At 52.0% G+C, this 24,757-nt stretch carries 32 protein-coding genes; all 32 read left to right on the top strand.

The window, feature by feature from the left end:
• Positions 1 to 44: 44 nt before the first annotated feature.
• The 32 genes from VA597_RS08730 (at position 45) to VA597_RS08885 (ending at position 24,752) form a co-directional block, all read left to right on the top strand.
• A complete protein-coding gene (locus VA597_RS08730) occupies positions 45 to 926 on the top strand; it encodes an aldose 1-epimerase family protein (protein ID WP_442861482.1) in 882 nt (293 codons plus the stop codon).
• A gap of 111 nt (positions 927 to 1,037) precedes the next feature.
• Positions 1,038 to 2,057 (top strand): stage III sporulation protein AA, encoded by a 1,020-nt coding sequence (gene spoIIIAA, locus VA597_RS08735; RefSeq protein ID WP_128742394.1) that lies wholly within the window; start codon positions 1,038 to 1,040, stop codon positions 2,055 to 2,057.
• Entirely contained in the window at positions 1,987 to 2,484 is a 498-nt protein-coding gene (locus VA597_RS08740) for a stage III sporulation protein AB (protein ID WP_164919007.1), read from the top strand. Before spoIIIAA ends, VA597_RS08740 begins: the two co-directional genes overlap by 71 nt.
• A 17-nt stretch (positions 2,485 to 2,501) precedes the next feature.
• Positions 2,502 to 2,696 (top strand): stage III sporulation protein AC, encoded by a 195-nt coding sequence (gene spoIIIAC / locus VA597_RS08745; protein WP_128742396.1) that lies wholly within the window; start codon positions 2,502 to 2,504, stop codon positions 2,694 to 2,696.
• Between the two features lies 1 nt (position 2,697).
• Positions 2,698 to 3,087 carry a SpoIIIAC/SpoIIIAD family protein gene (locus VA597_RS08750; protein WP_128742397.1) on the top strand — a complete coding sequence of 130 codons (390 nt, stop codon included), beginning with the start codon at positions 2,698 to 2,700 and terminating at the stop codon, positions 3,085 to 3,087.
• A 3-nt stretch (positions 3,088 to 3,090) separates the two neighbouring features.
• On the top strand, positions 3,091 to 4,254 hold the full coding sequence (locus tag VA597_RS08755; protein WP_128742398.1) for a stage III sporulation protein AE: 1,164 nt from the start codon (positions 3,091 to 3,093) through the stop codon (positions 4,252 to 4,254).
• The gene (locus VA597_RS08760) at positions 4,251 to 4,730 is read left to right on the top strand and encodes a stage III sporulation protein AF (protein ID WP_128742399.1); all 480 of its coding nucleotides are present in this window, start codon (positions 4,251 to 4,253) and stop codon (positions 4,728 to 4,730) included. The genes VA597_RS08755 and VA597_RS08760 overlap by 4 nt, the downstream gene beginning before the upstream one ends.
• On the top strand, positions 4,720 to 5,310 hold the full coding sequence (locus VA597_RS08765) for a stage III sporulation protein AG (RefSeq protein WP_128742400.1): 591 nt from the start codon (positions 4,720 to 4,722) through the stop codon (positions 5,308 to 5,310). The genes VA597_RS08760 and VA597_RS08765 overlap by 11 nt, the downstream gene beginning before the upstream one ends.
• Positions 5,311 to 5,332: 22 nt before the next feature.
• Entirely contained in the window at positions 5,333 to 5,911 is a 579-nt protein-coding gene (locus tag VA597_RS08770; RefSeq protein WP_128742401.1) for a SpoIIIAH-like family protein, read from the top strand.
• A gap of 116 nt (positions 5,912 to 6,027) precedes the next feature.
• Positions 6,028 to 6,435, top strand: a complete 408-nt coding sequence (nusB, locus tag VA597_RS08775) for a transcription antitermination factor NusB (RefSeq protein WP_243112709.1) — start codon at positions 6,028 to 6,030, stop codon at positions 6,433 to 6,435.
• A complete protein-coding gene (locus VA597_RS08780; RefSeq protein ID WP_128742403.1) occupies positions 6,428 to 7,360 on the top strand; it encodes a peptidase M22 in 933 nt (310 codons plus the stop codon). Before nusB ends, VA597_RS08780 begins: the two co-directional genes overlap by 8 nt.
• Positions 7,357 to 8,598, top strand: a complete 1,242-nt coding sequence (gene xseA / locus VA597_RS08785; RefSeq protein WP_128742404.1) for an exodeoxyribonuclease VII large subunit — start codon at positions 7,357 to 7,359, stop codon at positions 8,596 to 8,598. The genes VA597_RS08780 and xseA overlap by 4 nt, the downstream gene beginning before the upstream one ends.
• Complete coding sequence (gene xseB, locus VA597_RS08790) at positions 8,595 to 8,816, top strand: exodeoxyribonuclease VII small subunit (RefSeq protein WP_128742405.1); 222 nt, start codon at positions 8,595 to 8,597, stop codon at positions 8,814 to 8,816. The genes xseA and xseB overlap by 4 nt, the downstream gene beginning before the upstream one ends.
• A complete protein-coding gene (locus VA597_RS08795) occupies positions 8,803 to 9,690 on the top strand; it encodes a polyprenyl synthetase family protein (protein ID WP_128742406.1) in 888 nt (295 codons plus the stop codon). The genes xseB and VA597_RS08795 overlap by 14 nt, the downstream gene beginning before the upstream one ends.
• A 120-nt stretch (positions 9,691 to 9,810) precedes the next feature.
• On the top strand, positions 9,811 to 10,119 hold the full coding sequence (gene rplU, locus VA597_RS08800; protein ID WP_128742407.1) for a 50S ribosomal protein L21: 309 nt from the start codon (positions 9,811 to 9,813) through the stop codon (positions 10,117 to 10,119).
• A 5-nt stretch (positions 10,120 to 10,124) separates the two neighbouring features.
• The gene (locus tag VA597_RS08805) at positions 10,125 to 10,445 is read left to right on the top strand and encodes a ribosomal-processing cysteine protease Prp (RefSeq protein WP_128742408.1); all 321 of its coding nucleotides are present in this window, start codon (positions 10,125 to 10,127) and stop codon (positions 10,443 to 10,445) included.
• A 3-nt stretch (positions 10,446 to 10,448) separates the two neighbouring features.
• Positions 10,449 to 10,733, top strand: coding sequence for a 50S ribosomal protein L27 (gene rpmA / locus VA597_RS08810; protein ID WP_128742409.1), 285 nt, complete (start codon positions 10,449 to 10,451; stop codon positions 10,731 to 10,733).
• Between the two features lie 136 nt (positions 10,734 to 10,869).
• Entirely contained in the window at positions 10,870 to 12,138 is a 1,269-nt protein-coding gene (gene obgE / locus VA597_RS08815) for a GTPase ObgE (protein WP_128742410.1), read from the top strand.
• An 11-nt stretch (positions 12,139 to 12,149) separates the two neighbouring features.
• On the top strand, positions 12,150 to 12,545 hold the full coding sequence (locus tag VA597_RS08820; protein ID WP_128742411.1) for a Mini-ribonuclease 3: 396 nt from the start codon (positions 12,150 to 12,152) through the stop codon (positions 12,543 to 12,545).
• Between the two features lie 7 nt (positions 12,546 to 12,552).
• Positions 12,553 to 13,479 (top strand): YitT family protein, encoded by a 927-nt coding sequence (locus VA597_RS08825; protein ID WP_128744277.1) that lies wholly within the window; start codon positions 12,553 to 12,555, stop codon positions 13,477 to 13,479.
• 118 nt (positions 13,480 to 13,597) lie between these two features.
• Positions 13,598 to 14,494, top strand: coding sequence for an RluA family pseudouridine synthase (locus tag VA597_RS08830; protein WP_128742412.1), 897 nt, complete (start codon positions 13,598 to 13,600; stop codon positions 14,492 to 14,494).
• Between the two features lie 102 nt (positions 14,495 to 14,596).
• Positions 14,597 to 15,445 carry a transporter substrate-binding domain-containing protein gene (locus tag VA597_RS08835; RefSeq protein ID WP_128742413.1) on the top strand — a complete coding sequence of 283 codons (849 nt, stop codon included), beginning with the start codon at positions 14,597 to 14,599 and terminating at the stop codon, positions 15,443 to 15,445.
• A 95-nt stretch (positions 15,446 to 15,540) separates the two neighbouring features.
• Positions 15,541 to 16,317 carry an amino acid ABC transporter permease gene (locus tag VA597_RS08840; RefSeq protein WP_243112711.1) on the top strand — a complete coding sequence of 259 codons (777 nt, stop codon included), beginning with the start codon at positions 15,541 to 15,543 and terminating at the stop codon, positions 16,315 to 16,317.
• Positions 16,304 to 17,038, top strand: a complete 735-nt coding sequence (locus VA597_RS08845; protein ID WP_128742414.1) for an amino acid ABC transporter ATP-binding protein — start codon at positions 16,304 to 16,306, stop codon at positions 17,036 to 17,038. The genes VA597_RS08840 and VA597_RS08845 overlap by 14 nt, the downstream gene beginning before the upstream one ends.
• A 195-nt stretch (positions 17,039 to 17,233) precedes the next feature.
• On the top strand, positions 17,234 to 17,695 hold the full coding sequence (gene tnpA, locus VA597_RS08850) for an IS200/IS605 family transposase (RefSeq protein ID WP_128742878.1): 462 nt from the start codon (positions 17,234 to 17,236) through the stop codon (positions 17,693 to 17,695).
• 184 nt (positions 17,696 to 17,879) lie between these two features.
• Entirely contained in the window at positions 17,880 to 18,758 is an 879-nt protein-coding gene (locus tag VA597_RS08855) for a zinc dependent phospholipase C family protein (protein WP_128742415.1), read from the top strand.
• A 13-nt stretch (positions 18,759 to 18,771) separates the two neighbouring features.
• The gene (locus VA597_RS08860) at positions 18,772 to 19,239 is read left to right on the top strand and encodes an S-ribosylhomocysteine lyase (protein WP_128742416.1); all 468 of its coding nucleotides are present in this window, start codon (positions 18,772 to 18,774) and stop codon (positions 19,237 to 19,239) included.
• 97 nt (positions 19,240 to 19,336) lie between these two features.
• Positions 19,337 to 21,055, top strand: coding sequence for a M23 family metallopeptidase (locus VA597_RS08865; protein ID WP_128742417.1), 1,719 nt, complete (start codon positions 19,337 to 19,339; stop codon positions 21,053 to 21,055).
• 257 nt (positions 21,056 to 21,312) lie between these two features.
• Positions 21,313 to 22,596, top strand: a complete 1,284-nt coding sequence (locus VA597_RS08870; RefSeq protein WP_128742418.1) for a UDP-N-acetylglucosamine 1-carboxyvinyltransferase — start codon at positions 21,313 to 21,315, stop codon at positions 22,594 to 22,596.
• Between the two features lie 77 nt (positions 22,597 to 22,673).
• Complete coding sequence (locus VA597_RS08875; RefSeq protein WP_128742419.1) at positions 22,674 to 23,468, top strand: MBL fold metallo-hydrolase; 795 nt, start codon at positions 22,674 to 22,676, stop codon at positions 23,466 to 23,468.
• A 1-nt stretch (position 23,469) separates the two neighbouring features.
• Entirely contained in the window at positions 23,470 to 23,949 is a 480-nt protein-coding gene (rlmH, locus tag VA597_RS08880; protein WP_128742420.1) for a 23S rRNA (pseudouridine(1915)-N(3))-methyltransferase RlmH, read from the top strand.
• A gap of 104 nt (positions 23,950 to 24,053) precedes the next feature.
• On the top strand, positions 24,054 to 24,752 hold the full coding sequence (locus tag VA597_RS08885; protein WP_326974482.1) for an N-acetylmuramoyl-L-alanine amidase: 699 nt from the start codon (positions 24,054 to 24,056) through the stop codon (positions 24,750 to 24,752).
• The last annotated feature ends 5 nt before the right edge of the window (positions 24,753 to 24,757 follow it).

A 24,757-nucleotide genomic window follows, 5' to 3' on the forward strand; every position in this document is an offset into this window, starting at 1 on the left:
CGCGATAGCCGGTCTTTCAATGAACGACAGCGGAGGTGCTTCCTTTGAAATACGGGATTTCTGACGGCGTCTTGTCAGCGGAATTCAATTCTTTCGGCGGCGAACTGACTTCCATCCGCCGTTCGGGTGTGGAATATCTCTGGCAGGGAGACAAAACTTACTGGGGAGGACAGGCCCCGGTGCTTTTTCCGATCGTGGGAAGCCTCCGCGGCAAGCGGGCCGTGACTGCTTCCGGTAAAATCTGCCGGATGGAACGGCACGGGATCGCGCGGAAAAGGGAGTTCACCTTGAAAGAGGAAAGCAGCCGTTTTATTTCTTTTGTCCTCCATTCCGACTCGAAGACAAAAGAGCGGTATCCTTTCGAGTTTGAGCTGGAAATCCAGTATATCTTGGATGGCGAAAGCCTGACGACGCGTTATATCATAACCAATGCGGATGGGGATGTGCTGCCGTTCCAGATCGGCGGCCACCCGGCTTTCCGCTGTCCGCTGAAGAAAGGGGAGAGGTTTGAGGATTATGTCGTGGAATTTGAATTTCCGGAGACAGCCGACTGCCCATCTCCCGATCCTTCCACCGGGCTGGTGGATCTGAGCCGGCGCCGGTCCATCCTGAAAAACAAATCGGTGCTCAGGCTGGACCATCGGCTGTTTGAACAGGACGCGTTGATCTTTGATACGCTCCGGTCCAGGGAAGTGTGCCTCCGTCATCCGGAAACCGGATGCGGAGTCCGGATGGAATTCGGCGATTTTGACTATTTCCTTCTTTGGTCAAGCGCAAACGGGGGTCCGTTTTTGGCTCTGGAGCCGTGGAGCGGGCTTGCCGCCTGCAGCGGCGAGGGAGATGTTTTTGAACAGAAACGCGGCGTGATCCTCCTTCCGCCGGGACAAAAGAAATCGTTTCAATATACAATTGAACTTTTCGGCTGAATACTAATCGACAAAATTCAATTCTCCGGTTCCGTACAGGTTCCGGAGAATTTTTTTGTTCTAAGCGCTCCGTGTCCTCCATATCTATTGGATGAAGGGAGAGGACAAGGAATGACCAAAGAAAGGGACGAGCGGTTTGATTCCGCTTCTAAATGCATCTGTGACCGAATAGAGGCGGCGCTTGACCATCTGCCTGTGGACGTGAAAAAGCATGTACAGGAAATCCGCCTTCGCGTAAACAGGCCGGTCTGCATCTGCTGCGCGGGAGGCACTTATTTTTTGGGTTTCGGAGGCGGGCTTACCTGCCGGCCGGTTTCGGGGTCGCTGGTGGCGGGGCCGCGGGATATGGAAGAAAGCTTTCGGAACCTATGCAGCTATTCCATTTACACCCACGAAAATGAAATCAGGAACGGTTACATCACCTTAAGCGGAGGCCATCGCGCGGGAGTCTGTGGAACCGCCGTGCTTCAGGCGGCGTCTATCAGCTCGGTCAGAAATATTTCTTCCATCAATCTGAGAATTTCACGTGAAATTCCAGGGGCCGCCGACGAGCTCCTGGACCGGTTGGAAAACAGTCTGAGCGGCGGGCTTCTGCTTGCCGGGGCGCCTTCCAGCGGAAAGACGACGATTCTGCGGGATCTTGCCCGTCAGCTTTCCAGCGGCACGCGCGGCAACCTGAAAAAGGTCGCCGTCATTGATGAGAGGGGAGAGATCGCAGGGACCTATATGGGAGTTCCGCAGAACGACCTTGGATGCTGCTGCGACGTACTGGACGGATATCCGAAGGCCGATGGAATTCTGCTTGCCGTGCGCACGCTGTCGCCGGAAATCATCGTCTGCGACGAAATCGGATCCGAAGCCGAAGTCGGCGCGGTGGAGCAGGGATTGAACACCGGCGTCGTTTTGATTGCAAGCATCCATGCCGGGTCCGTCAAAGAGCTGATGCGGCGGAAACAGGCACGGAAACTTCTCATGACCGGCGCTTTTGAAACGGTCGCGCTGCTGGACGCGGCGCGGGGACCTGGAAAAATCGCGGGAATTTATAAAGCGGGTGATTTGCTTGCTGAAGCTGACGGGGTCCCTGCTGCTGATTTTTGCGGGAACGCTCCTGGGGTTTACGGAATCGCGTAAACTTACGGTCCGGGTGGAAAGTCTGGAATCGTTTCTCAGGTTCCTTTCCGCCGCAAAAACAGAGGTGCGCTATTCCGCCGTGCCGGTGGTTCAGATTGTGGCACGGCACGGAAGAGAGCTCAGCTTTCTGCGGGAATGCGTCAAACGCTGCGGCCAGGGAGAAGGCTTTGCCGATGCATGGAAGCGTGCCGCGCTGAACAGCGGAAAGGGTGACGGCTTCGCCGCTCATGATATAGAATTGCTGCTTTCCTTTGGAGAAGGGTTTGGCGCGAGCGATACGGATGGCCAGCTGTCCCATATGGAACTGTTCTCCGGATTATTCGGCACAAATCTGAAATCGGCCCGGGAAGACCGGAACCGGAAATCCAAATTATATTTGATGCTCGGCGTATTCGCCGGCTTATTTTCGGCGCTGATGCTGTGCTAAAATCGGAGGAAGAAAAAATGAATGTGGATTTAATTTTCAAAATAGCGGCAATCGGAATCATCGTCGCGGTTTTGGATCAGCTGTTGGAACGATCCGGACGCCAGGAGCAGGCGATGATGACGACCCTTGCGGGGCTGATCGTCGTTCTGATGATGATTATTCAGCAAATCAGCACTCTGTTCAAAACGATTAAATCCATATTTGGCCTGTAAAATGAATATCGTTGGAATTGCGGGAATCGCTGTTTGCGCGGCGGTGATCGCCACCATGCTGCGCCGGTACCACCAGGAATATGCCGTTTTGCTGAGCATCGCGGCCGGAATCGTCATTTTGCTGGAGATTTTTGCGAATGTCACTCCGGCTATGAAACAGCTCCGGACACTGTTTTCCGCCTCCGGTCTGCCGGTGGATTATCTGCTGATTTTATTAAAGACGCTCGGGATCAGTTTTCTGGCTCAGTTTGCGGCCGATTCCTGCCGTGACGCGGGGGAAAACGCGCTGGCTTCCAAAATGGAACTTGCCGGAAAAATATCAATCGTGGTTCTGTCGCTGCCTCTGTTTGAAAAAATTGCGGAGACGGCCGTGAACCTGATCGGTGGGTGAAGGATGAAAAAAGCGGTTTGTCTGATTTTTGCGCTAGCTTCCGTCATACTGTTTTCCTGTTCCGTGTCTGCGGCGACAAGCGGATCATCGTTGTCCCAGGATGCGGCGGAGCGGCTTTATCAGGATCAGCTCAGACAGAGCGGAGCGGACGATCTTCCGGACAGCTTATCGCCGGAGACGAAGAAAATTCTCACTGAACTCGGAGTGAATGGAACCGACTGGAACTCCATCACTTCAATCTCACCGCAAAATTATTTTCAAAAGATTCTGCAAGTTTTTTCAGGACAGGCCAGGAGTCCTTTCAAGGTCCTGTGCGGCGTCATCGCCGTGGTCCTCCTCTGCGCGCTGTTAAACGGGATGAAGCTGTCGTTTGGGGATAAGCCGATGGGCGGCGTCATCGGGATGGTGGGCACGCTCTGCGTCTGCACCATTGTCGTCGCGCCGATTGTTTCCTGCATCGGCGACGCGGCGGATGTTCTGAATGCCGCCTCCGGTTTCCTGCTTGCGTGCATTCCGGTTCTGACGGGAATTATGATCGCAGCGGGGCAGCCGGTCTCCGCCGGTTCCTACCACATTCTGATGCTTGCCGCGGGAAATGCGGTTTCGGTCCTCTCCTCGAATTTTTTCATCCCGATGCTGAACATTTTTCTGGCGCTGTCGATTGTGTCGGCTGTCTCTCCTGGAATTAACCTGAGCGGGCTGTGCGCCGCGCTCAACAAGATGGTCAAGTGGATCATGGGACTTTGCATGACGCTTTTCACCAGCCTGGTCACCATGCATTCCATTGTGGCTTCCTCGCTGGACAATACCGGCTCGAAAGCGGCGAAGTTCGTTGTCAGCAGTTTTGTTCCCGTGGTCGGCAACGCGTTGGGGGAAGCGCTTCAGACGGTAACCGGCTGCGTCAAACTGCTGAAATCCGGCGTCAGCGCGTTTGGACTTCTCGCTGGCATTTTTATTTTCCTGCCGGTTGTCGCGGAGTGCTTCCTGTGGATTCTGACGCTGAACCTGTGCGCGGGGATCGGACAGATCTTCGATCTGAGCGGCATTACCTCCCTTTTGAAGGCTTCCTCCGACGTGGTATCGACCATGCTGGCGATCCTGCTGTGCAGCATGATGATCCTGATCATTTCAACGGTCGTGATGCTGATCGTCGGAGGCGTTAAATGAGCGGGGTAAGGGAATGGGCCACGGTGATCTGCCTTGCGGCCCTGTCGGCTGCCATGCTGCAAAGCCTCGTGCCGGACGGCTCGATGGAACGAATGGCAAAATTTGTAATCGGGGCTTTTATTATATGCGCCCTGATCTCTCCGCTTTCCAAAGCCGTCCCGCAGATCAGGTCGGGGCTGGGGACGAGCAACCGACCCGCGGAGGAAAATAAAAAGCTGAATTCCACAGTGGACCGGCAGTTCAAAGACGCGGCGAAAGAAAGCATTACGGGGCTTGTTCAGGCGGAATTGAAACGAATGGGGATAAACTGTAAAAATGTTCAGGTGATAATGGATACGGACGAAAATGGCAGCATATCAATTAATAAAGTGATTGTAACCATCGAAGGAAAAACAGGATCCGGACGTGCCGGCGTGTCATCCGCGCTGGAAAAGACGCTGGGAATTCAGACGGAGGTCGTTTTCGATGAAGGCTGATGAAAGGGACGAAAAAATTCGAAAGGGCGGCCTGCTGAACCTTTTGGCCGGAAATGAGAATTGCCGTAAAATCATTCTGGGCGCCGGGCTGATCGGAATTGCTCTGATTTTTCTTTCCAGCTTTCTGACAAACAGCGGAAAGACCGAACAGAAAACGGATCCCTCCGGAACGGCTTCCACAGCGCAGGACTACGAAACGCATCTGGAAAAGGAACTGACGGATCTGATCATGAAAATACAGGGAGTCGGCAATGCCAGCGTCATGGTGACTTTGGAACAGACAAAACAATCGGTTTATGCGAAGGAAGAGAAGAACAGCGGCCAGACGACGAAAGATCAGTCCGACGGCTCGACAAGAAATGAGACGGATCAAAGCAATGAAACCAATTATATCCTGGTGAAAGGCGCCGACGGCTCCGAACAGGCGCTCGCAGTCACTGAGATCCAGCCGGTTGTCAAGGGCGTCGTGGTGGTTTGCGACGGCGGGGGCAATGCGGCGGTTCAACAGAGTGTCATCGACGCCGTCACGACGGCTCTCGATATTTCTTCCGTGCGGGTGTGCGTGATAAAAGCAAAATAAAGAAAACAGGGGGAATTCTATTATGGCAATGGGCAAACGGCAGCTTGTTCTCGCGGCTTTGGTTGTTGCGCTGGGGGCGGCCGTCTATCTGAATTGGGCGCTGTCGGGCAACACGCAGCTTCCCGCGACGGACGCCGTCACATCCGGACGGGAACTCGGAGAAACTCTGCTGGTCAACGCGTCCGGAAGTGAAAGCGGCGCAAGCTCAGGCGAAAATTCATCGGCCGTCAACACCGGAGCGAGCGTCGCGGGAGACGACTATTTTACTTCCGCAAGGCTGTCAAGAGAGAAGGCAAGGGACGAATCCGTTGAAATGCTGCAAAAAGTCGTCAGCGGCGTGAGCGAAACGGACGCGGCGAAACAGACGGCGGTTTCTCAGGCAAACACGATCGCGCAGGACATCGTAAAAGAGACGGAGATTGAAAATCTGGTCAAGGCGAAAGGATTTGCCGACTGCGTCGCATTTCTGCAGAACGGCGAGTGCAACGTCGTGGTAAAAACCAAGTCCAATACCCAGAACGACGCGATTGTCATACGGGATATCGTGTCGGATCAAACGGGGATCACCTATGATAAAATCAAGATTGTTGAGTGCGAATAGTTGTGTTCACCCGCAAATGTGGTATAATAATTCCCGTGGATGAAACGGCAAATAAATTGACCCTCCACATTGTGGAGGGTTTTTCCATTTAAAACTATAAAATCACGGGGGAAATCATGAAAAGACGCGAAGCGCGCGAACAGGCTTTTGCTCTTGTTTTTGCAAAGAGCATCAACCATGAGAACATAAAGGACATCGTAACCGCGGCAAATGAAGCCGGTGAAGTCCCGATCGACGATTTTGCGGAGGCGGCCGCGTCCGGTGTGGAGGCAAACGAAACGGCTCTGGATGGGAAGATTGAAAGTTTTATCCGCGGGTGGTCCGTAAGCCGGCTTTCGAAAGTTTCGCTTTCCATCCTGCGTTTGGCGGCGTATGAGATCCTGTTCGAGAAGGATATCCCCGCCAGCGTGTCGATCAACGAGGCGGTCGAGCTTGCCAAAAAGTACGGTACTGCCGAGGATGCGCCGTTTGTCAACGGAGTGCTGGGTTCCCTCGTGAGAAAACAGGAAGAACAGAATGTTTAGTGTTCTTGGAATCGACACCAGCAACTATACCACCTCCGCGGCACTTTGGAGGGCCGGGGCAATGCTTCAGAATAAGATACCGCTGCCGGTCAAAAAGGGGGAACTCGGCCTCCGCCAGAGCGACGCCGTTTTTCATCATGTCGTCCAGCTCCCGCAGGTCCTGTCCCGCCTTCCGATTGTGGGCGCAGAGCTCGCGGCCATAGGGGTATCCGACCGGCCCAGAAGTGCGGAAGGTTCCTACATGCCGTGTTTTCTCACTGGACTGGGAACGGCGCAGGCGATCGCGCAGGCCGGCGGCACTTCGCTCTATCGCTTTTCCCATCAGCAGGGCCACATCGCGGCGGCGCTGTACTCCGCGAACCGGCTTGATCTTTTCAGGCAAAGGTTTCTCGCGTTTCATGTCTCCGGCGGAACGACGGAAGCGGTGCTGGTGACGCCGGAGGAAAACCAGGTCTTTCGGACCGAGATCGCGGCGCGTTCTCTCGATCTGAAAGGCGGACAGGCAGTCGACCGGGTGGGGGCCATGCTGGGACTTTCGTTTCCCGCGGGAAAGGAACTGGAAGCTCTCGCGCGGCAGTCAAACCATATGGAACCTGTTCACGCGGCGATGAGAGGAGCCGACTGTTCGCTCTCTGGCATAGAGAACCGCTGCAGGGCGATGCTGGACCGGGGAACGCCGAGGGAGGAAGTCGCCGCATTCTGCCTTTCCTCGCTTCTCGCGGCGCTGGAGGGCATGACGGAAGCACTTCTGGAACGCTTCGGGACACTTCCCCTCGTTTTCGCGGGCGGCGTGATGTCTGACGGCATCCTGCGGGAAGCGATTGAGGAAAAGTACGGGGCGTTCTTCGCGCAGCCGGAGTACTCCTGCGACAACGCAGCAGGAGCCGCCGTGCTCGCCGCCTGGAAAGGGGGTCTTCTGCAATGAACCGGACTGCGCCGATGATCCTCAGCGTGACGCAGCTCAACACCTATATCCGCTCCGTTTTTGAGCAGGACCCGCATTTGACGCAGGTGTTTGTCACAGGCGAAATTTCCAACTTTAAAAACTATTACCGTTCCGGCCACCTGTATCTCTCTTTGAAGGATGACAAGAGTATTGTCAAGGCCGTGATGTTTGCTAGGTATGCGCAGCGGCTTCGCTTCATGCCGGAAGACGGCATGAAAGTCATCGCGCGCGGTTCGGTGAGTGTTTACGAAGCGTCGGGGCAATATCAGCTCTATATTGAGGATTTGCAGCCGGACGGCGTGGGCGCTCTCAGCGTTGCATTCGAACAGCTGAAAAAGAAACTGGAGTCCGAGGGGCTTTTCAGCAATAAAAAACCGATTCCGAAATTTCCGGAAACCATTGGAGTCGTTACGTCACCGTCCGGCGCCGCGGTCCGCGACATTTTCACCGTGCTCGGCAGAAGATACCCTGCGGCGCAGATCGTGTTCTGTCCGGTTGCGGTACAGGGAAGGGATGCCGCGCCCCAGATTGCGGAGGCGGTCGGACGGTTCAACCGCTTGCGCTGCGCCGACGTGCTGATCGTGGGCAGAGGCGGCGGTTCGCTGGAAGACCTGTGGCCGTTCAATGAGGAAATCGTCGCCCGCGCGGTAGCGGCATCCGAAATCCCGGTTATCTCCGCCGTCGGACACGAAACGGATTTTACCATCTGCGATTTTGCCGCGGACCTTCGGGCGCCGACCCCCTCCGCTGCGGCGGAACTGGCCGTGCCCGACCAAACGGAGCTCGTTGCGAGACTCGATCACCTCAATCGCCGTTTCAGGCAGTCGATGGAGACGGTACTTTCCGGCGCAGGCCGCCGGATGGACCGAATCTCGGAAAGCCGCGTCTTTCGGAACCCTCTGGAACGCCTGGAACTGCGGCGCATCGAAATCGACCGGCTGACTTCCGCTTTCCAGACCGGTCTGAACCGGCAGCTGGAGTGTAAAAAAAGCCTGCTGGCTTCGGCAAGCGGCCGGCTGAACGCAATGAGCCCTCTGGCTGTTTTATCGCGCGGCTACGCGCTGGCCTGCGGCGAGAACGGGAATCCGCTCAGCCGTGCTTCAGAAGCAAGACAGGGCCAATCTCTGACTCTCAAAATGAACGACGGCGACCTCGACTGTAAAGTGGAAAAAGTTACAATCCGCAGAAAGAAACGATCGGAGGCGGGCAAGCTATGAAACAGAAGATGACTTTTGAAGAGGCGGCCGCGAGGCTGGAGGAAATTGTCGGACAAATGGAAACGGGGGAACCCACACTGGAAGAATCCCTCAAGCTTTTTGAAGAAGGCTCCGCTCTGTCCTCCTTTTGTTACCGCAAGCTGTCGGAAGCGGAGCAGAAGGTCCGCCAGATTTCGGAGCTGGAGTCAAAGGAAGGAAAAAAGGATGAGCAGGATTGAACCGCAAAAATACGGCGAAGTGGTCCAGGCATACCTGGAAAAATACGTTCCGGAGGAAAAACTTCTTCAGAGCGGTCTGTTTCAGGCGATGCGCTACAGTTTGCTTGCCGGCGGCAAGCGGATCCGTCCGATCCTCCTTCTGGAATTCTGCGGCGCCTGCGGAGGGGATCAGGAATCCGCGCTTCCGTTTGCGTGCGCCGTCGAGATGATTCATTCCTACTCTTTGATCCATGACGATCTCCCCTGCATGGACAACGACGACATGAGGCGCGGAAAGCCATCCAACCATGTTGTGTTCGGCGAGGCGCAGGCCCTGCTTGCGGGAGACGCTCTGCTGACGATGGCGTTCGAGACAATGCTTTCTCCTGACAGCGTCGCCGCGGTCGGAGCGTCCCGCGCGGCCGAGGCGGCGGGAATCCTTGCAAAGGCCGCAGGCGCTTACGGCATGGCGGGCGGGCAGATGATCGATCTCCAAAGCGAGGGAAAACAGATTTCCGCCGATACGCTGATCCGGATGGACGAGTGCAAAACGGGCGCGCTGATCTGTGCCGCGTCCAAAATGGGCTGTGTTCTTGCCGGGGCGAAGGAGCGGATGCTTCACGCGGCGGAGAAATACGCGAAGGCGATCGGCCTGGCGTTCCAGATCACCGATGATATTCTGGATGTGGAGGGACAGCAGGCTCTGCTCGGCAAACCGATCGGCAGTGACCTGGAAAAAGGAAAAAGCACCTACGTATCCACTCTGGGATTGGAGAAAGCGCGCACGCTGGTGAGGGAATTGACTGACGAGGCGGTCTCCGCGCTCAGCTGCTTCGAAGAAAGCGGGGATTATCTGCGCAGTCTTGCCGTCACGCTTTCCACAAGGAAAAATTAAAACCATCCCAATTGACAAATTTGACGGGACATGATATCATAAATAAGCCGCTTATTCCGGGCTGTAAGAGGGAAACCCGCCCGAGAATAGCGAGATTGAGAAAAGGCAGGGCCTAAAATCATGTTTGCAATCATTGAAACAGGCGGCAAGCAGTACAAGGTGCAAAAAGAAGATGTCATCTTTGTGGAAAAGCTTGCGGCTGAAAAAGATTCCACCGTTCAGTTTCCGGTGCTCGCCGTGGTCGGTGAGGACGGGACAAAAGTTGGCGCGCCGTATGTGGAGGGCGCGACCGTTACCGCCAAAGTCCTGAAAGAGGGAAAAGGGAAAAAGATCACGGTCTTTACCTATAAAGCCAAGAAGAATGAAAAACGCAAAATGGGACACAGACAGCCGTACACGCAGGTTCAGATCGCGGAAATCAACGGCTGAAAACTATGATACGCGCTGAATTTTTTACGTTTTCCGATGGAGAAAGCGCCGGATTCCGCGTCAGCGGCCATTCCGGAGCAGGAGAAGCGGGCTATGACATCGTCTGCGCCGCGGTATCCTCTGCGGCTTATCTTGTGGCCAATGCGATCACGGATGTCGCCGGTATAAAGGCCTCGGTTCACGTGAAAGACGGCGATATGGATTGTAAAATTGCTCCGGAAGACGCCGAAGCCTGTGCGGTTCTTCTGAAAGGACTCCGGTTCCATTTGATGGCGCTTTCCCGGCAGTATCCTCAGAATATTCAGATCATCGATACGGAGGTGTAAAGCATGCTGCAAATCAACATTCAGCTTTTTGCTCATAAAAAGGGAATGGGTTCCACTAAAAACGGCCGCGATTCCGAGTCCAAGCGCCTTGGGGTCAAGCGTTCCGACGGCCAGTTCGTTCTTGCAGGGAATATCCTTGTCAAACAGCGCGGGACACACATTCATCCGGGCAACAATGTCGGGATCGGTTCCGATGATTCTCTGTTTGCCCTGATCAGCGGTAAGGTGAAGTTCGAGCGCTATGACCGTGACCGCAAAAAGGTCAGCGTTTACGCAGAGGAGCAGTAACTCCGCCTTACGATTGCGGACAGGATAAATCCCGGGTGGCGAACCCGGGATTTTTTTTCCGTTCCTGAGCAAAATATGATATACTGAAATGGAAAGTTATGGTTGGTTCGCAAGGGGCGAAAAGTAAGGAGTTTTTATGTTCATTGATCATGCAAAAATCAAGATCAAGGCGGGCGACGGCGGCGACGGAGCCGTTGCGTTTCACCGGGAAAAATATGTCGCCTCCGGCGGCCCCGACGGGGGAGACGGCGGACGGGGCGGAGATATTGTCTTTCAGGTGGACGACAACCAATCCACGCTGTCGGATTTTCGTTACCGCAGAAAATTCGCGGCGGAGAACGGGCAGAGTGGGTCCGGCAAACGCTGCAATGGCCGCCGCGGCAAGGACCTTGTCATCCGCGTCCCGAGGGGAACGCTGATAAAGGATGCCGAGACGGGAAGGCTGATTGCCGACCTGTCGGCGGACGAGCCCCAGGTGATTGCAAAAGGCGGGCGGGGCGGCTGGGGAAATTCCCATTTTGCGACGGCGACAAGGCAGACCCCGCGCTTTTCCAAACCAGGCGCCACGGGGGAAGCTTTTGACGTTCAGCTGGAATTGAAGCTGCTGGCGGATGTCGGTTTGGTCGGTTATCCCAGTGTGGGAAAATCCACGCTGGTTTCCGTCGTCAGCGAGGCGAAACCTCAGATCGCCGACTATCATTTTACGACGCTGACTCCGGTCCTGGGCGTTGTCCGGATGGGCTCCGAGCGGTCGTTTGTAATCGCGGATATTCCGGGGCTGATCGAGGGTGCGAACGAAGGCGCCGGGTTGGGCCACCAGTTTCTCCGCCATGTGGAGCGGTGCAGGCTGCTGGTTCACATTGTCGACATTTCAGGCAGCGAGGGAAGGGACCCGAAAGAGGATTTCCGGGTCATTAATTCGGAATTAAAAAAATTCAATCCGGAGCTTGCCGAACGGCCGATGCTGGTGGCTGGGAACAAATGCGACCTTGCAAGCGAAGAACAGATTCAGAATTTTGAACGATTTGTGCGGAATCAGGGGTACGAGTTCTTTCCGATCATGGCCGCCATCCGCTATCAGGTCGACCCGCTGCTGAACCGCATCGACGAGCTGCTTCAAAAACTTCCTCCCGTCATCCGCTACGAGCCGGAGCCGGAACCTGAGCATCCGGAAACGGCGGGCGGCGGTGAAGTGAGCGTGGAAAACCGCAACGGTGTTTACGTCGTGGAAGGACAATGGCTGATTCCTGTTCTGCGTTCCGTCAATTTTGACGACGCGGATTCCCTGCGCTATCTTGAACGTGTTCTTCTGCGCACGGGCGTGGATGACGCGCTGCGCAAGGCGGGAGTCCGCGAGGGTGACACGGTCAGCATTTATGGGATGGAATTCGATTATGTGGAGTAGGAGTGCGCCGGTTGAAACGGTTTTATGATGCTGTCTGCGACCCGAAAAGGATGGGCGCTTTATCCCTTGCCTTTATCGGTGACGCGGTTTTTGAGGTGTTTGTCAGAGAACGATTGGTCTGTCAGGCGGAGCGTCCGGTTTCCCAACTGCACCATGCCGCTGTGGAACAGGTTTGCGCGCAGGCACAGGCCGGATTCGTCCGCAAACTTTTGCCCGTTCTGACTCAGGAGGAACAGGAGATTCTCCGTCGGGGCAGGAATGCCCACAGCAACCATGTCCCCAAAAATTCGGATCCGGCCGATTATCACGCCGCAACCGCCTTTGAGTCTCTGTTCGGATATCTGTATCTAAGCGGAAGGCTGGACCGTCTGCGCGAGCTGTTTGAAGCTGTTTGCGGGGAGGATTGATTTGTTAATGCTGCCTTACCTGAAAAACGGGGCGAAAGAGCTGCTGGGTGATCTTCTCTATTATGTAGCTGCAAGCGTATTGTGTGCCGTCAGCGTCAGGATGTTTACGGCTCCGAACCACATCGCGCCGGGCGGCGTGACAGGACTCAGCACCGTGATCAATTACCTGTTCGGCCTGCCGATCGGCATGATGGGCCTGCTTCTGAACATTCCGATTTTTGTCTGGGCTATCCTGCAGATCGGCTATAAAATGGTGGGCAAAACCATAATTGCAACTGTCTTTGTCTCAAGCGCGATCGACATCCTTTCCGTCGTTATTCCGGCTTACAGCGGCAATCCAATGCTGGCGGCGATTTTCGGAGGATTTCTGGACGGCGCCGGGCTGTCCCTGGTGTTTATGAGGGGGGCGACCACCGGCGGAACGGATTTGATTGCCAGGCTTCTGAACCGCAGGGTCCGGTTCGTTTCCATGGGCAAACTGATGCTTTGCGTTGACTTTGTGATCGTCGTGATTTCCGCGTTTGCATATCGGAGCATTGAAAGCGCATTGTATGCCCTGATTGCGATCTTCGTCTCCTCCAGAATGATCGACACGATCCTTTACGGCACGGATGTCGGAACCGGAAAAGTCATTTTTATTATCTCCGAAAAAAATGAACAGATTGCCCAGGAAATTCTGACAGATCTGGAGCGCGGCGCGACCTATCTGGATTCCAGAGGGGCTTACACCGGAAAAAAAGGGGAAGTGCTTCTCTGTGCGGCCCGCCGGTACGAGGTAGTGAAAATCAAGGATATCGTCAGGTCGATTGACAAAAACGCGTTTCTGATCGTCGGGGACGCTGGGGAGATCACCGGCGAGGGGTTTCGGGAAGCCCGCCCGGAAGACAAAACGCTTCGTGAACTGATCCATAAATTAAAAATGCAAAGAAAATAGCCGGATGAAATTTCATGTTCTCATTTTTCACGGTTCCCGCTTACATGATTCTTGCCGGCGGAACGGACCGTAAAGGTATCCTGGCGGAAATTCAAATATTGCAGAATTGGGAGTCGCCATGCGAGAGCTTCGATTTACGGTTCCATCCTGCTTTCAAGGGAGCAGACTGAAGAGCTTTCTCCGCGAGTACTGCGGAATTTCCACCCGGCTCTTGGCAAAATTGAAAAGAGAGCCAATGGGGATTGCCGTAAACGGCCGGCATGCGATCGCGACCGACCGTTTGCAAAAGGGAGATCTGATTTGTCTCCGTTTGCCGCAGGACGAAAAAATACCGGAGTCGGAAAATCTTCCTTTTCCGGTTGTTTTTGAGGATCAGGATCTTCTTGTCGTGAATAAACCGGCTGGAATGCCGATGTATCCCTGCCCCGGACACGACCGGGACAGCCTTTCGAATGCGTATTCGAATTATTGCGCGGTCCGCGGGGAACCCTCTTCTTTTCGCCCTGTTTATCGGCTCGACAGGGATACGACGGGCCTTGTCGTATTGGCCAAGCATTCCTATGCGGCTTCCGCACTTGCGGGAAATGTCAGAAAAACCTATCTGGCGGTCTGTGAAGGGATTCTGCGGGACAGCGGAAAAATAGAACAGCCGATTGGAATGAAAGAAGGTTCACGGATTCAGCGCACTGTCCGGCCCGACGGAAGATATGCGCTTACCCGTTGGAGAAGCCTTAGCGCGGGGAATGGACTCAGCCTGTTGGCGCTCCGGCTGAAAACCGGGCGGACCCATCAGATCCGCGTTCATCTGTCGAACTGCGGGCACCCTTTGGCCGGCGATGATTTTTATGGCGGAAGTCTATCCCTGATCCGCAGGCAGGCCCTTCACTGTGCTGAAATCCGTTTTGTCCATCCGGTGACAAAACAAAAAATCAGATTTGTTCAAAGGTTACCAGAGGATATGGAAAAGCTTTTCCTTTTTATGCAACAATCCGTATGCAAAGAAAATATTGAATAATATTTCAATTCAATTTCATAAACTACTTGATTTATGAATAATTATGCGTTATAATGCTTTACAGTCAATGATCTTATGAAATAAACAAAGGGGCTGTTTGTTATGAAAAAAACAAAGAAGCTTGCGGCGCTTTTCCTGGCGGTCGCCATGACCGCTTCTTTGGCCGCCTGTTCGCAGGGCAGCACTTCTTCCAGTGCGGCGTCTTCGGAAGCGTCTATCACGTCTTCGTCCGCCGGTGTTTCCTCAACTGCCGCATCTGTTCAGACGATTACGGACGGTACGCTGACCATGTCCACAAACGCGGAGTTTGAACCGTTCGAGTACAAGGATAACGGCAACATCGTCGGAATTGATGTGGAAATCGCCAATAAAATTGCCCAGAAACTGGGCCTGAAGCTCAAAATCAACGATGTCAATTTTGACTCCCTCACCGTGGAACTGCAAACCAACAAGTGCGATTTTGTGGCCGCGGGCTGGTCGATCAAGCCGGACCGCCAGAAGAACGTCGATTTTTCCAATGTTTATTACGACGCTTCCCAGGCCATTATTATTCCAAAGAGCAGTTCGATCAAAGCACCCACTGACCTGAATGGTAAAACCGTCGGTGTTCAGCAGGGAACGACCGGAGACACTTACTGCACGAATGAAGACGGCAAGAGCGAAGTGAAAGTCGGCACGGTGAAACGTTACAATAAAGCGCCGGACGCCATTCTGGATTTGATCAACGGAAGAATCGACGCAGTCGTCATTGACGATTTTCCGGCAACCAAGTATGTTGGGAAGAATTCGGACAAAATTGAGAAACTGAACGATGCTCTTACCAATGAGCAGTATGCAATCGGCGTGAAAAAGGGAAACACGGCTTTATTGGATGTGATCAACGGCGTTTTAAAGGATATGGAGTCGAGCGGCGAACTGGACCAGATCGTTGAAAAGTATAAACAGGGCTAAAATCGATCCCTATCGCAAAAGTGACAAGTAAAAATGCAGGGCCGCGGAGCTGTTTCGCGCCCCTGCATATTTCTGTTTCCAGTGGGAGGATGTGCATGAACCTGCAGTTTTCTTGGATTCCGATGCCCTTGACCGCAGACACGGGCAACGGCATCGCACAGTTTTTTGTCAACTTATATTCGAATCTGTCCGACCAGTTTTATCAGTGCTTTATCTATCAGAACCGCTATCGTTACGTGACGGACGGCTTGAAAAACACCCTGATTATCACTTTCTTTGCCGTCCTGCTCGGCGTTGTGTTGGGGACCATCATTGCCCTGGTCAGGGTTGGCCATAGCAATAATCCGAAAAAGCTCAGGATCGCAAACAGTATTTGTGCGTTATATTTGACGCTGATTCGCGGGACGCCGGTTGTCGTTCAGCTGATGATTATGTATTATGTGATTCTGAGCCAGGCAAAGGTGAACGATATCACCGCGGCCATCCTGGCTTTTGGAATTAATTCAGGGGCTTATGTCGCAGAAGTGATCCGAAGCGGAATTCAATCGGTTGACAGAGGGCAGATTGAGGCGGGCCGTTCGCTTGGATTGAGTCAGCGTACGACCATGGTAAAAATCGTTTTTCCGCAGGCTTTGAAAAACGTGCTGCCGGCGATTGGAAATGAGTTTATTGCATTGCTCAAAGAAACATCTGTGGCCGGTTATATCGGGATTCAGGACCTGACAAAGAGCGGCGACATTATCCGCAGCATTACATACCTTGCCTTTACTCCCCTGCTGACGACGGCTGCGGTGTATTTGATTGTCGTCATAGGGCTGACTGCGGTTCTGGCACGCTTGGAAAGGAGGCTGCACAGAAGTGATAATCGTTAAAAATCTTTCCAAAAGCTTTCATACGCTTGACGGAGAGATAGAAGTGTTAAAGGGGATTAACCAGGAGATTGAAAAAGGAGAAAAGGTTGTGATTGTCGGACCTTCCGGCTCCGGTAAAAGCACATTTCTCCGCTGCCTGAATCTTTTGGAACAGCCGACTAAGGGCGAAATCTGGTTTGAGGGGCAGCAAATCAACACGCCGAAATGCGATATCGACCGGCACCGCCGGAAAATGGGAATGGTTTTCCAGCACTTTAATCTGTTTCCCCATCTGACTGTCAAAGCAAACATTACGCTTGCGCCTGTGACGCTGAAACTGAAATCCCCAAAGGATGCGAATCAGCAGGCGGAACGCCTTTTGGAACGGGTAGGACTTGCCGATAAGGCGGATGCTTATCCGGGGCAGCTTTCCGGCGGGCAGAAGCAGCGGATAGCGATTGTCCGCGCGCTTGCCATGGAACCGGACGTTATGCTGTTCGATGAACCAACCAGCGCGCTGGACCCGGAAATGGTAGGCGAAGTGCTGCAGGTCATGAAGGAACTGGCCGACGAGGGCATGACCATGGTCGTCGTCACGCATGAAATGGGTTTTGCCAGAGAAGTTGCAACCCGCGTACTCTTTATGTCCGACGGCCAGATTTTGGAGGAAGCAAAACCGGACGAGTTTTTCAGCCAGCCCAAAAATCCAAGGCTGCAGGACTTTTTGTCAAAGGTCCTTTAAAATTTTTCCATCCTGTGCTAAAATGAGGAATACGGCAATCGGCCGCATTCCTTTTTGTAATACGAAAACTCCCGGCTGTGCCGGGAGTTCCCAAAAAGCTTTAGCGGTGATAATAGTAAAAAACCTCCTTTTGATATAATAAAAGCTGCGGTCTGCCAACTGCAACAAAACATATCAAAAGGAGGCACATTCGACATGAAGACGAATGACATAGATAGTTTAAACCATACGAGCTGGAATTGCAAATACCACATAGTGTTTGCACCCAAGTATCGTAGAAAAGCAGCGTACGGAAATATGCGGGCTGAGATAGGAAAAATACTGCGGGAGTTATGTAACTGGAAACAGGTGGAAATCATGGAAGCAGAGGTGTGTCCGGATCATATACACATGTTGGTAAAAATACCACCGAAGATGAGCGTTTCCGGATTCGTAGGATTTATCAAAGGAAAGAGCACTTTGCTGATATTTGAGCGGCACGCGAATTTGAAGTACAAATATGGGAACCGGACATTTTGGTGTAGAGGCTATTTTGTAGATACGGCAGGGAAAAATGACAAAGCAATAGCTGAGTACATCAAAAATCAATTGGAAGATCAGGTTGAAGACCAGATGACGCTTAAGGAGTATGCAGACCCGTTTACGGGTAGCAAGTAACAAACTTTTGCAATTGGCAGACCGTACCAGCGCCTTGAGGCGCAGCCAGTAATACAGGGCTTTGCCCGCATATGAAGAACCCCCGGCTGTGCCGGGGGGTAACTATTTTCGTTGCGGGAATACGTTGAATCATTCCGATCGCCAGAACCAGAAAAAGAGATCAGATAGCGGGGACGGTGATTGAATGCCGGCGGCGATCACGCATTATTATCAGGCGCTCAGGGTATGGGACAGCTGCAACCGGGGGATCCCGCCAAAATCAATGGACGCGTTCCTTTGGGGTGCGCAGGGACCGGATTTTCTATATTACCATCGCCTGCTTGAACCCTGGAGCAAAAACATCCGCGAAATCGGCGGTCGGCTGCACCATGAAAAACCATCCCGTCTGCTGTCTGCCATGCGCGATTATCAGAGAAACAAAGGAAATCAAATCACGGAATACTATCTTTTCGGCTTTCTTTGTCATTACAGCCTTGACCGGACCGCTCACCCGTTTGTTTACTGGGATGTAAAATCGCTGCGTGGACTTTATCCGGGCAGAGGGGACAGTTTTCTGCACAATCAGGTGGAGTCCGTGCTCGACAGTATTCTTCTTCGTTCGTTTACGGGAAAACTGGCGACTGATTTTGACCTGAAGCAGACCGCGCCGGATCATCCGGAAACGATGAGCGAAATTGCACGGCTCTATTCCGCCGTTCTTGAGCGGCTGTATGGAATTCACGGCCTTCAAAAGGCGCTTTTTCAATCCATGTCGGATTGCAGAAAAATCTGCGGCCTTCTCAATGACCGGTGGATGGTCAAAAAGCCGCTTGCGGAAGCCCTTGAGAGGCTCACGCATCACTACCTGTTTTCCAGCACGATCCGTGGAATCAGCGAACCGGATGAATTCGATTACGCCAATGTGCTGCATTCCGAGTGGAGATGGCCGGAAAGCCAATCGATATCCAGAAAAGAAAGTTTTTTTGACCTGTTTGAAGCCGCTGTCAACGAGAGCGTTTATTTTATGAATGAATTTGAAACTGCCAACCTCAGTGATTTGACACAAGACATTCCGTTTTGTTAAGGAGGAAAGAACAATGGAACGTATTGCCAGCTTTTGCGTCGACCATAACAGCCTTCTGCCCGGTATTTACACCTCCCGCATCGACGGGGACATCGTGACTTACGACATTCGGATGAGGAGACCCAATCTGCCGCCTTATCTTACGAATCCGGCTCTGCACACCATCGAGCATCTCTTTGCTACTTTCGCAAGGAATTCTGTTTGGAAAGACAATGTGATCTATTTCGGACCGATGGGATGCAGGACTGGATTTTATCTATTGCTGCGGGACATGGAGCCAGAGGATGCCATTCGCCTGATCGTCGATACCTTTCGGAAAATCGCTGATTACGCCGGACCGATTCCGGGCGCGTCCGCCTCGGAATGCGGAAATTACCGGGAACATGATTTGACTGGGGCCGTTCTGGAAGCGAAAAAGTTTCTGCCGGTCGTTCAGAACTGGAAAACGGAACAGCTAAACTATTCCGCTAAAAGTAAGTAATTCCTTTTAAAGGGTTGCAAATTTGTAACTTTTGTTATACAATTAAGGACAGGGTTACAAAGTTGTAATTATTTTGCCCTTGAAAGGATTTGTTTGAATGCAGGTCCAAAAGCTGGCCAGGCTGCCGGATGTCGACTGGGCTTCGGCCGGATTGAAGTTGCGGGATGCAAATATCTGCTTTTGCCGTTTCTTATATGTCGTAGGAGTCCAGTCGATCCGGATCATGAAGCACCTGCGCCGAAATTTGGCCATATTTTTCCGGCCGTTCACGAATGTCTGCGAGCACTTGTACTTTCTTGCGATCGGCAGAAGGCTCGTTTGGCTAAAAGAAGAAATTCATTCGATCCAAAGCGGATTTTTAATTGCAAAGCAGCGCCTTTTAAAAGCAAGAAGCCATGGAGCGCTTGCCGTTTTAAAAGAGTGTTTTCATGTTACGGGAATCAGCTTTCGTCTGCACAAAAGCTTTGTTCTATCGGTCCTCGGCGTCGCCGCTCCGTTGTTTTCGATTTTGCTTCTTTTTTTTACGGTACAATATTGGAATCACTTAAGCTACGGGTTGATTCTCGAAAACAATGGAAAGCAAATCGCATTTATCCAAAATGAGAACACCTATGAACAGGCGACGGAAATGGTGAACCAACGCATGGTTCACGATACGGTGGATGGGGAGTCCCAGCTTAAATTCAAACCGAATTTTCAGCTTTCCATTGGCGGCAGTGTTTATGCAACCGCATCTTATGTATGCAACAAACTGATAGAGCAATCAAACGGCATTATAGAAGAAGCCAGCGGCCTTTACGTGGATGGAGAACTGATGGGCGTTGTAAAAAGCGGCGCCGATCTGAGGTATTTGATTCAGAATCTGTTGGATGCCGCGAAGGAAAACGAAAAGAATGCCACGGCACAGTTTATTCAGAATGTGCAAATTGAAAACGGACTTTACCCGACGACTTCGATCATTTCCACGGACGACATGAATCAGCTTGTGACAAGTACTTCCAAAGCCGGCGTGACCTACACGGTGAAGGAAGGGGATACGGTTACTTCGATTGCCAAAGCCAATCACATGAAGATTTCCGATTTAAACAAGATCAACGGAAATCAGCTTGGCGATTCGATTCATCCGGGAGACTTGATTAATATTGAAGTTGCGGAACCGAGACTGAAAGTTGAACTGATCAAGACAGAGACGGATCAGGTATCGATTCCTTTTAAGACAGTCACCCAAAACGATGATTCACAGTATACCGATTATACAAAAGTCCTGACTCAAGGAGCCGACGGACTGCAGGAATGCGTCGAAAAAGTTTATACGGTAAACGGCATTGAAACGAAGCGCGAGACTGTCAGCAATACGATTCTGTCACAGCCGGTCGATAAGGTCGTTTTGACCGGGACCAAAAAGAGGCCTAAAACGGGAAGCGGCGTCAGCAGCGGGAGCCTGATGTGGCCGGTTCCGTCACTTCACACGATTACGACTTATTTTACCTGGCGGTGGGGACAATTCCACACTGGGATTGATATTTCCGGCTCAAGCGCGTATGGAAAAACAATTGTCGCCGCAGACGGCGGCGTTGTAATCGCAGCGGGGTGGGACGGAGGCTATGGAAATCGGGTTGTTGTCCGCCATAATGGAACTCTGAGCACTTTGTACGGCCATTGCAGCAAAATCCTTGTATCAACCGGGCAGAAGGTTTCAAAAGGCCAGGCGATTGCGCAGGTGGGCAGCACTGGAAATTCCACCGGACCGCATTGCCATTTTGAAGTGATTAAAAACGGAACAAAAGTAAATCCTATAGGATATGTACACAATTAAACGGTGATTCGCCGTTTTTAACAAACGGCGAATCATTTTTGTGTTTTTATTGACTTTTGCAAAATCCTGTATTATTATCAATAAGGTGTAATATTGCCTGATTCCCTTTCAAATGGATGTTGGCTTATACCATTTTTTATGTTCAAAATTAGATGTTTTCGTTCAAATATTTACATGTGCGGAAATGGAAAGATCATTAAATATTTGAAAAAAATTTGTTATAATAGTATTGTCAAATTAAGATTGGAGCGACCGCATTGGATAAATTCGTAATTAAAGGCGAATGCCGTCTTTCCGGTGAGGTTACCATCAGCGGAGCAAAAAATGCAGCGGTGGCAATCATCCCGGCGGCAATCCTTTCTGACGGCGTGTGCCGTATTGAAAATGTCCCCGATATCACAGATGTTTCGTCTATTACCGGCATCTTATATGATATGGGCGCCAAAATCCGTACAATTGATAGGTCCACCTTCGAGATTGATCCAGGTCCGATTCGCACCCACGTTGTTTCGGATGAGTTGGCGAGGCATATTCGCGGCTCTTATTATTTGATGGGAGCCTTGCTTGGGCGTTTTCACCATGCGGTTGTTACGATGCCGGGCGGCTGCGATTTCGGCGTGCGTCCGATTGACCAGCATTTAAAGGGCTTTTTGGCGCTGGGCGCAAAATACAAGCTGGAGAACGGAATGGTCGACGTCTCCGCCGATCATCTCAGCGGAGCCAGCATTTATCTTGACGTTGTTTCGGTCGGAGCCACGGTAAACATCATGCTTGCCGCGGTCAAGGCCGAGGGGACAACCATCATTGAAAACGCCGCCAAAGAGCCGCACATCGTTGACCTCGCCAACTTTTTGAATTCCATGGGAGCCGATATCCGCGGGGCCGGTACGGACGTAATTAAAATCTATGGAGTTCAGCATTTGAATGGCACAACCTATTCCATCATTCCCGATCAAATCGAAGCCGGAACTTATATGGTGGCCGCCGCCGCCACCAGCGGGGATGTTCTGGTTAAAAATGTGATTCCGAAACATCTGGAGTCCATTTCTGCCAAGTTGGAGGAAATGGGGGTCAAGGTGGAGGAATTTGACGATTCTATCCGCGTGGTACGCGACGGAGTTCTGAATAAATGCAATATTAAGACCATGCCGCATCCTGGATTCCCTACGGATATGCATCCTCAGATCGCAGTCCTTCTCTCCATTGCACAAGGGACAAGTATTGTAAACGAAAGCGTATGGGACAACCGTTTCCGTTATGTTGAAGAACTGAAACGGATGGGGGCTCAGATTTCCGTTGACGGCAAACTGGCCGTGATAGAAGGTGTCGACCATCTGAATGCCGCCCCCGTCCGTGCGGTTGATCTTCGTGCAGGGGCGGCAATGATTATTGCCGCTCTCTGTGCCCGCGGCACCACGCAGATTGAGGATATCCGTCATATTGAACGCGGATACGAAAATGTGGAAAGTAAGCTGCGCATGCTGGGAGCGGATATTCGCCGGATTCATATCCCCGATACCGAATCGGCCAAAGTTGTTTGAAAGCGGAGGGGTGGACAGGAGTCCTCCCTTTTTTCTTTTGTACCAATTAAGAAATCAAATTATTTGGGGGAAATCAATTGGCTCGATTTTGCGCTTTGTTCAGCGGGAGCAGCGGGAACAGTTATTACATAGGGTCCGAACGGTCGGGAATTCTGGTCGATGCCGGCAGAACGGCAAAACAGCTTGACGCCATGCTTGAAAATTGCGGAATCCGGTGTGAGGCGGTCCAGGCTGTTTTTGTGACCCATGAGCATTCCGACCATATCAAGGGCCTGAGGGTGTTTGCGTCAAAGCACCATCTGCCGGTTTTCGCATCCGCCGGTACTCTGACGGAGCTGGAACTTCTCGATTGTCTCAGTCCCAAATATGAAGCAAATGTGATCGGCGAGTCCGGAATGGAATGTGCCGGGATGTTTATCAAACCATTTCACACGTCTCACGACAGTGCGGAGAGTATCGGTTATCGAATCGAGACCCACGACGGACGGACAGTCGCCGTTTCGACGGACTTGGGATTTTTGACGGATGAGGTCCGGCAGGATTTGACCGGCGCCGATATGATCGTGTTGGAATCTAATCACGATGTCGGCATGCTGCAGAGCGGTCCGTATCCCTATTATTTAAAAAGGCGTATCCTGTCAAAAACCGGACATCTTTCCAATATGGACTGCGCGGGGGAGTTGAGCGGTTTCGCGGCCAGCGGCACGACGCGGTTTGTTTTGGCTCATCTCAGTTCGGAAAACAATACTCCGGAATTGGCTTACCAAACGTCTCTTTGTTCCCTGACCATGTCCGGGCTGAAACAGGGAACGGATTTCGAACTGTATGTTGCCCCTAAGGAAAACAGGGAAGGAAAGCTGATTCTATTTTAAAATGCTGAGATGCAATCTGATTTGTGTTGGGAAACTAAAAGAAGAATATTGGAAAAAAGCCTTTCAGGAATACGAGAAACGTCTGCAGCCGTTCTGCCGCTTTTCTGTAACCGAGCTTCCGGAGAGCTGTTTGCCGGATCAGCCGAGCGAGTCCCAGATTTCTCTGGCTCTTAACCTGGAGGCGGATCGAATTTTAGCTTCTGCGGAAGGCTCCGTTCTCATCGCTTTATGCATTGAGGGGAAATCTGTTTCTTCGGAGCAGCTGGCAAGCCAGCTCAGAGACATTGCTTTACATGGGACCAGCAAAATCAGCTTTGTCATAGGGAGTTCATTTGGACTTTCGGACAGAGTGAAACAAAAAGCATTTCTGCGGCTTTCCATGTCTGCGATGACTTTTCCGCACCAGATGGCGCGTGTTATGCTGATTGAGCAGATCTATCGTTCTTTTCAAATCATCCATAACGGTAAATATCATAAATAGCTGAAAGCATATCATAAATCACTCCCCGCATATACTTCTGCGTGGGGTGGTTGATTTTGAAGGCGACGAAAAGAGGCTTTTTGAGTAATTCGATCCCTGTTATCGTGTTGATAATTTGCTGTATAGCTTTTTTGATGCTGTCCTATTTATCTTATCACCGGATTGGCCAAATCGCTTCTACGCTCGCCGAGGGGCAGGCGCCCCGCACTGTAGTCATCGATGCAGGTCACGGCGGGGAAGACGGCGGGGCATCAGGTGCTTCCGGGGTGCCGGAAAAAGACATAAATCTTGCAATTGCAAAGGACCTGGAACAGCTGTTGACGGTTTCGGGTTACCAGGTTGTAATGACCCGAACAGACGATGCGGAGATCGGCGATAATACTTTAGGCACGATCCGCGCGCGGAAGGTCAGCGACATGCACCAGCGCCTGAAGATTCTGGAAGATCAGGGAAGCTGTATTTTTATCAGCATTCATCAGAATTTTTTTACTCAGAGCCAGTATTCCGGCACTCAGATTTTTTACTCGAAAAACAATGCGGAAAGCAAACCTCTTTCGGAGGATATCAGGGCAAGAGTGGTCGGGCTGCTGCAAAAAGACAACAAAAGGGAAACAAAACCCGCCACCAGCGCTATTTATTTGCTGTGGGAAGCGAAAGTTCCCGCGGTGTTGGTGGAATGTGGATTTTTGTCCAACGCCCAGGAGGAAGCGAAGTTGAAAGACACCTCTTATCAGCAAAAAATGGCTTTTTCCATATACAGTGGATTTTTGGATTACTGCTCCGGAATCCGCCAGCCTTCCTGAATATC

It is taken from the genome of Caproicibacter sp. BJN0012, from assembly GCF_035986805.1.
In the GTDB taxonomy this organism is placed as follows: domain Bacteria; phylum Bacillota; class Clostridia; order Oscillospirales; family Acutalibacteraceae; genus Caproicibacter.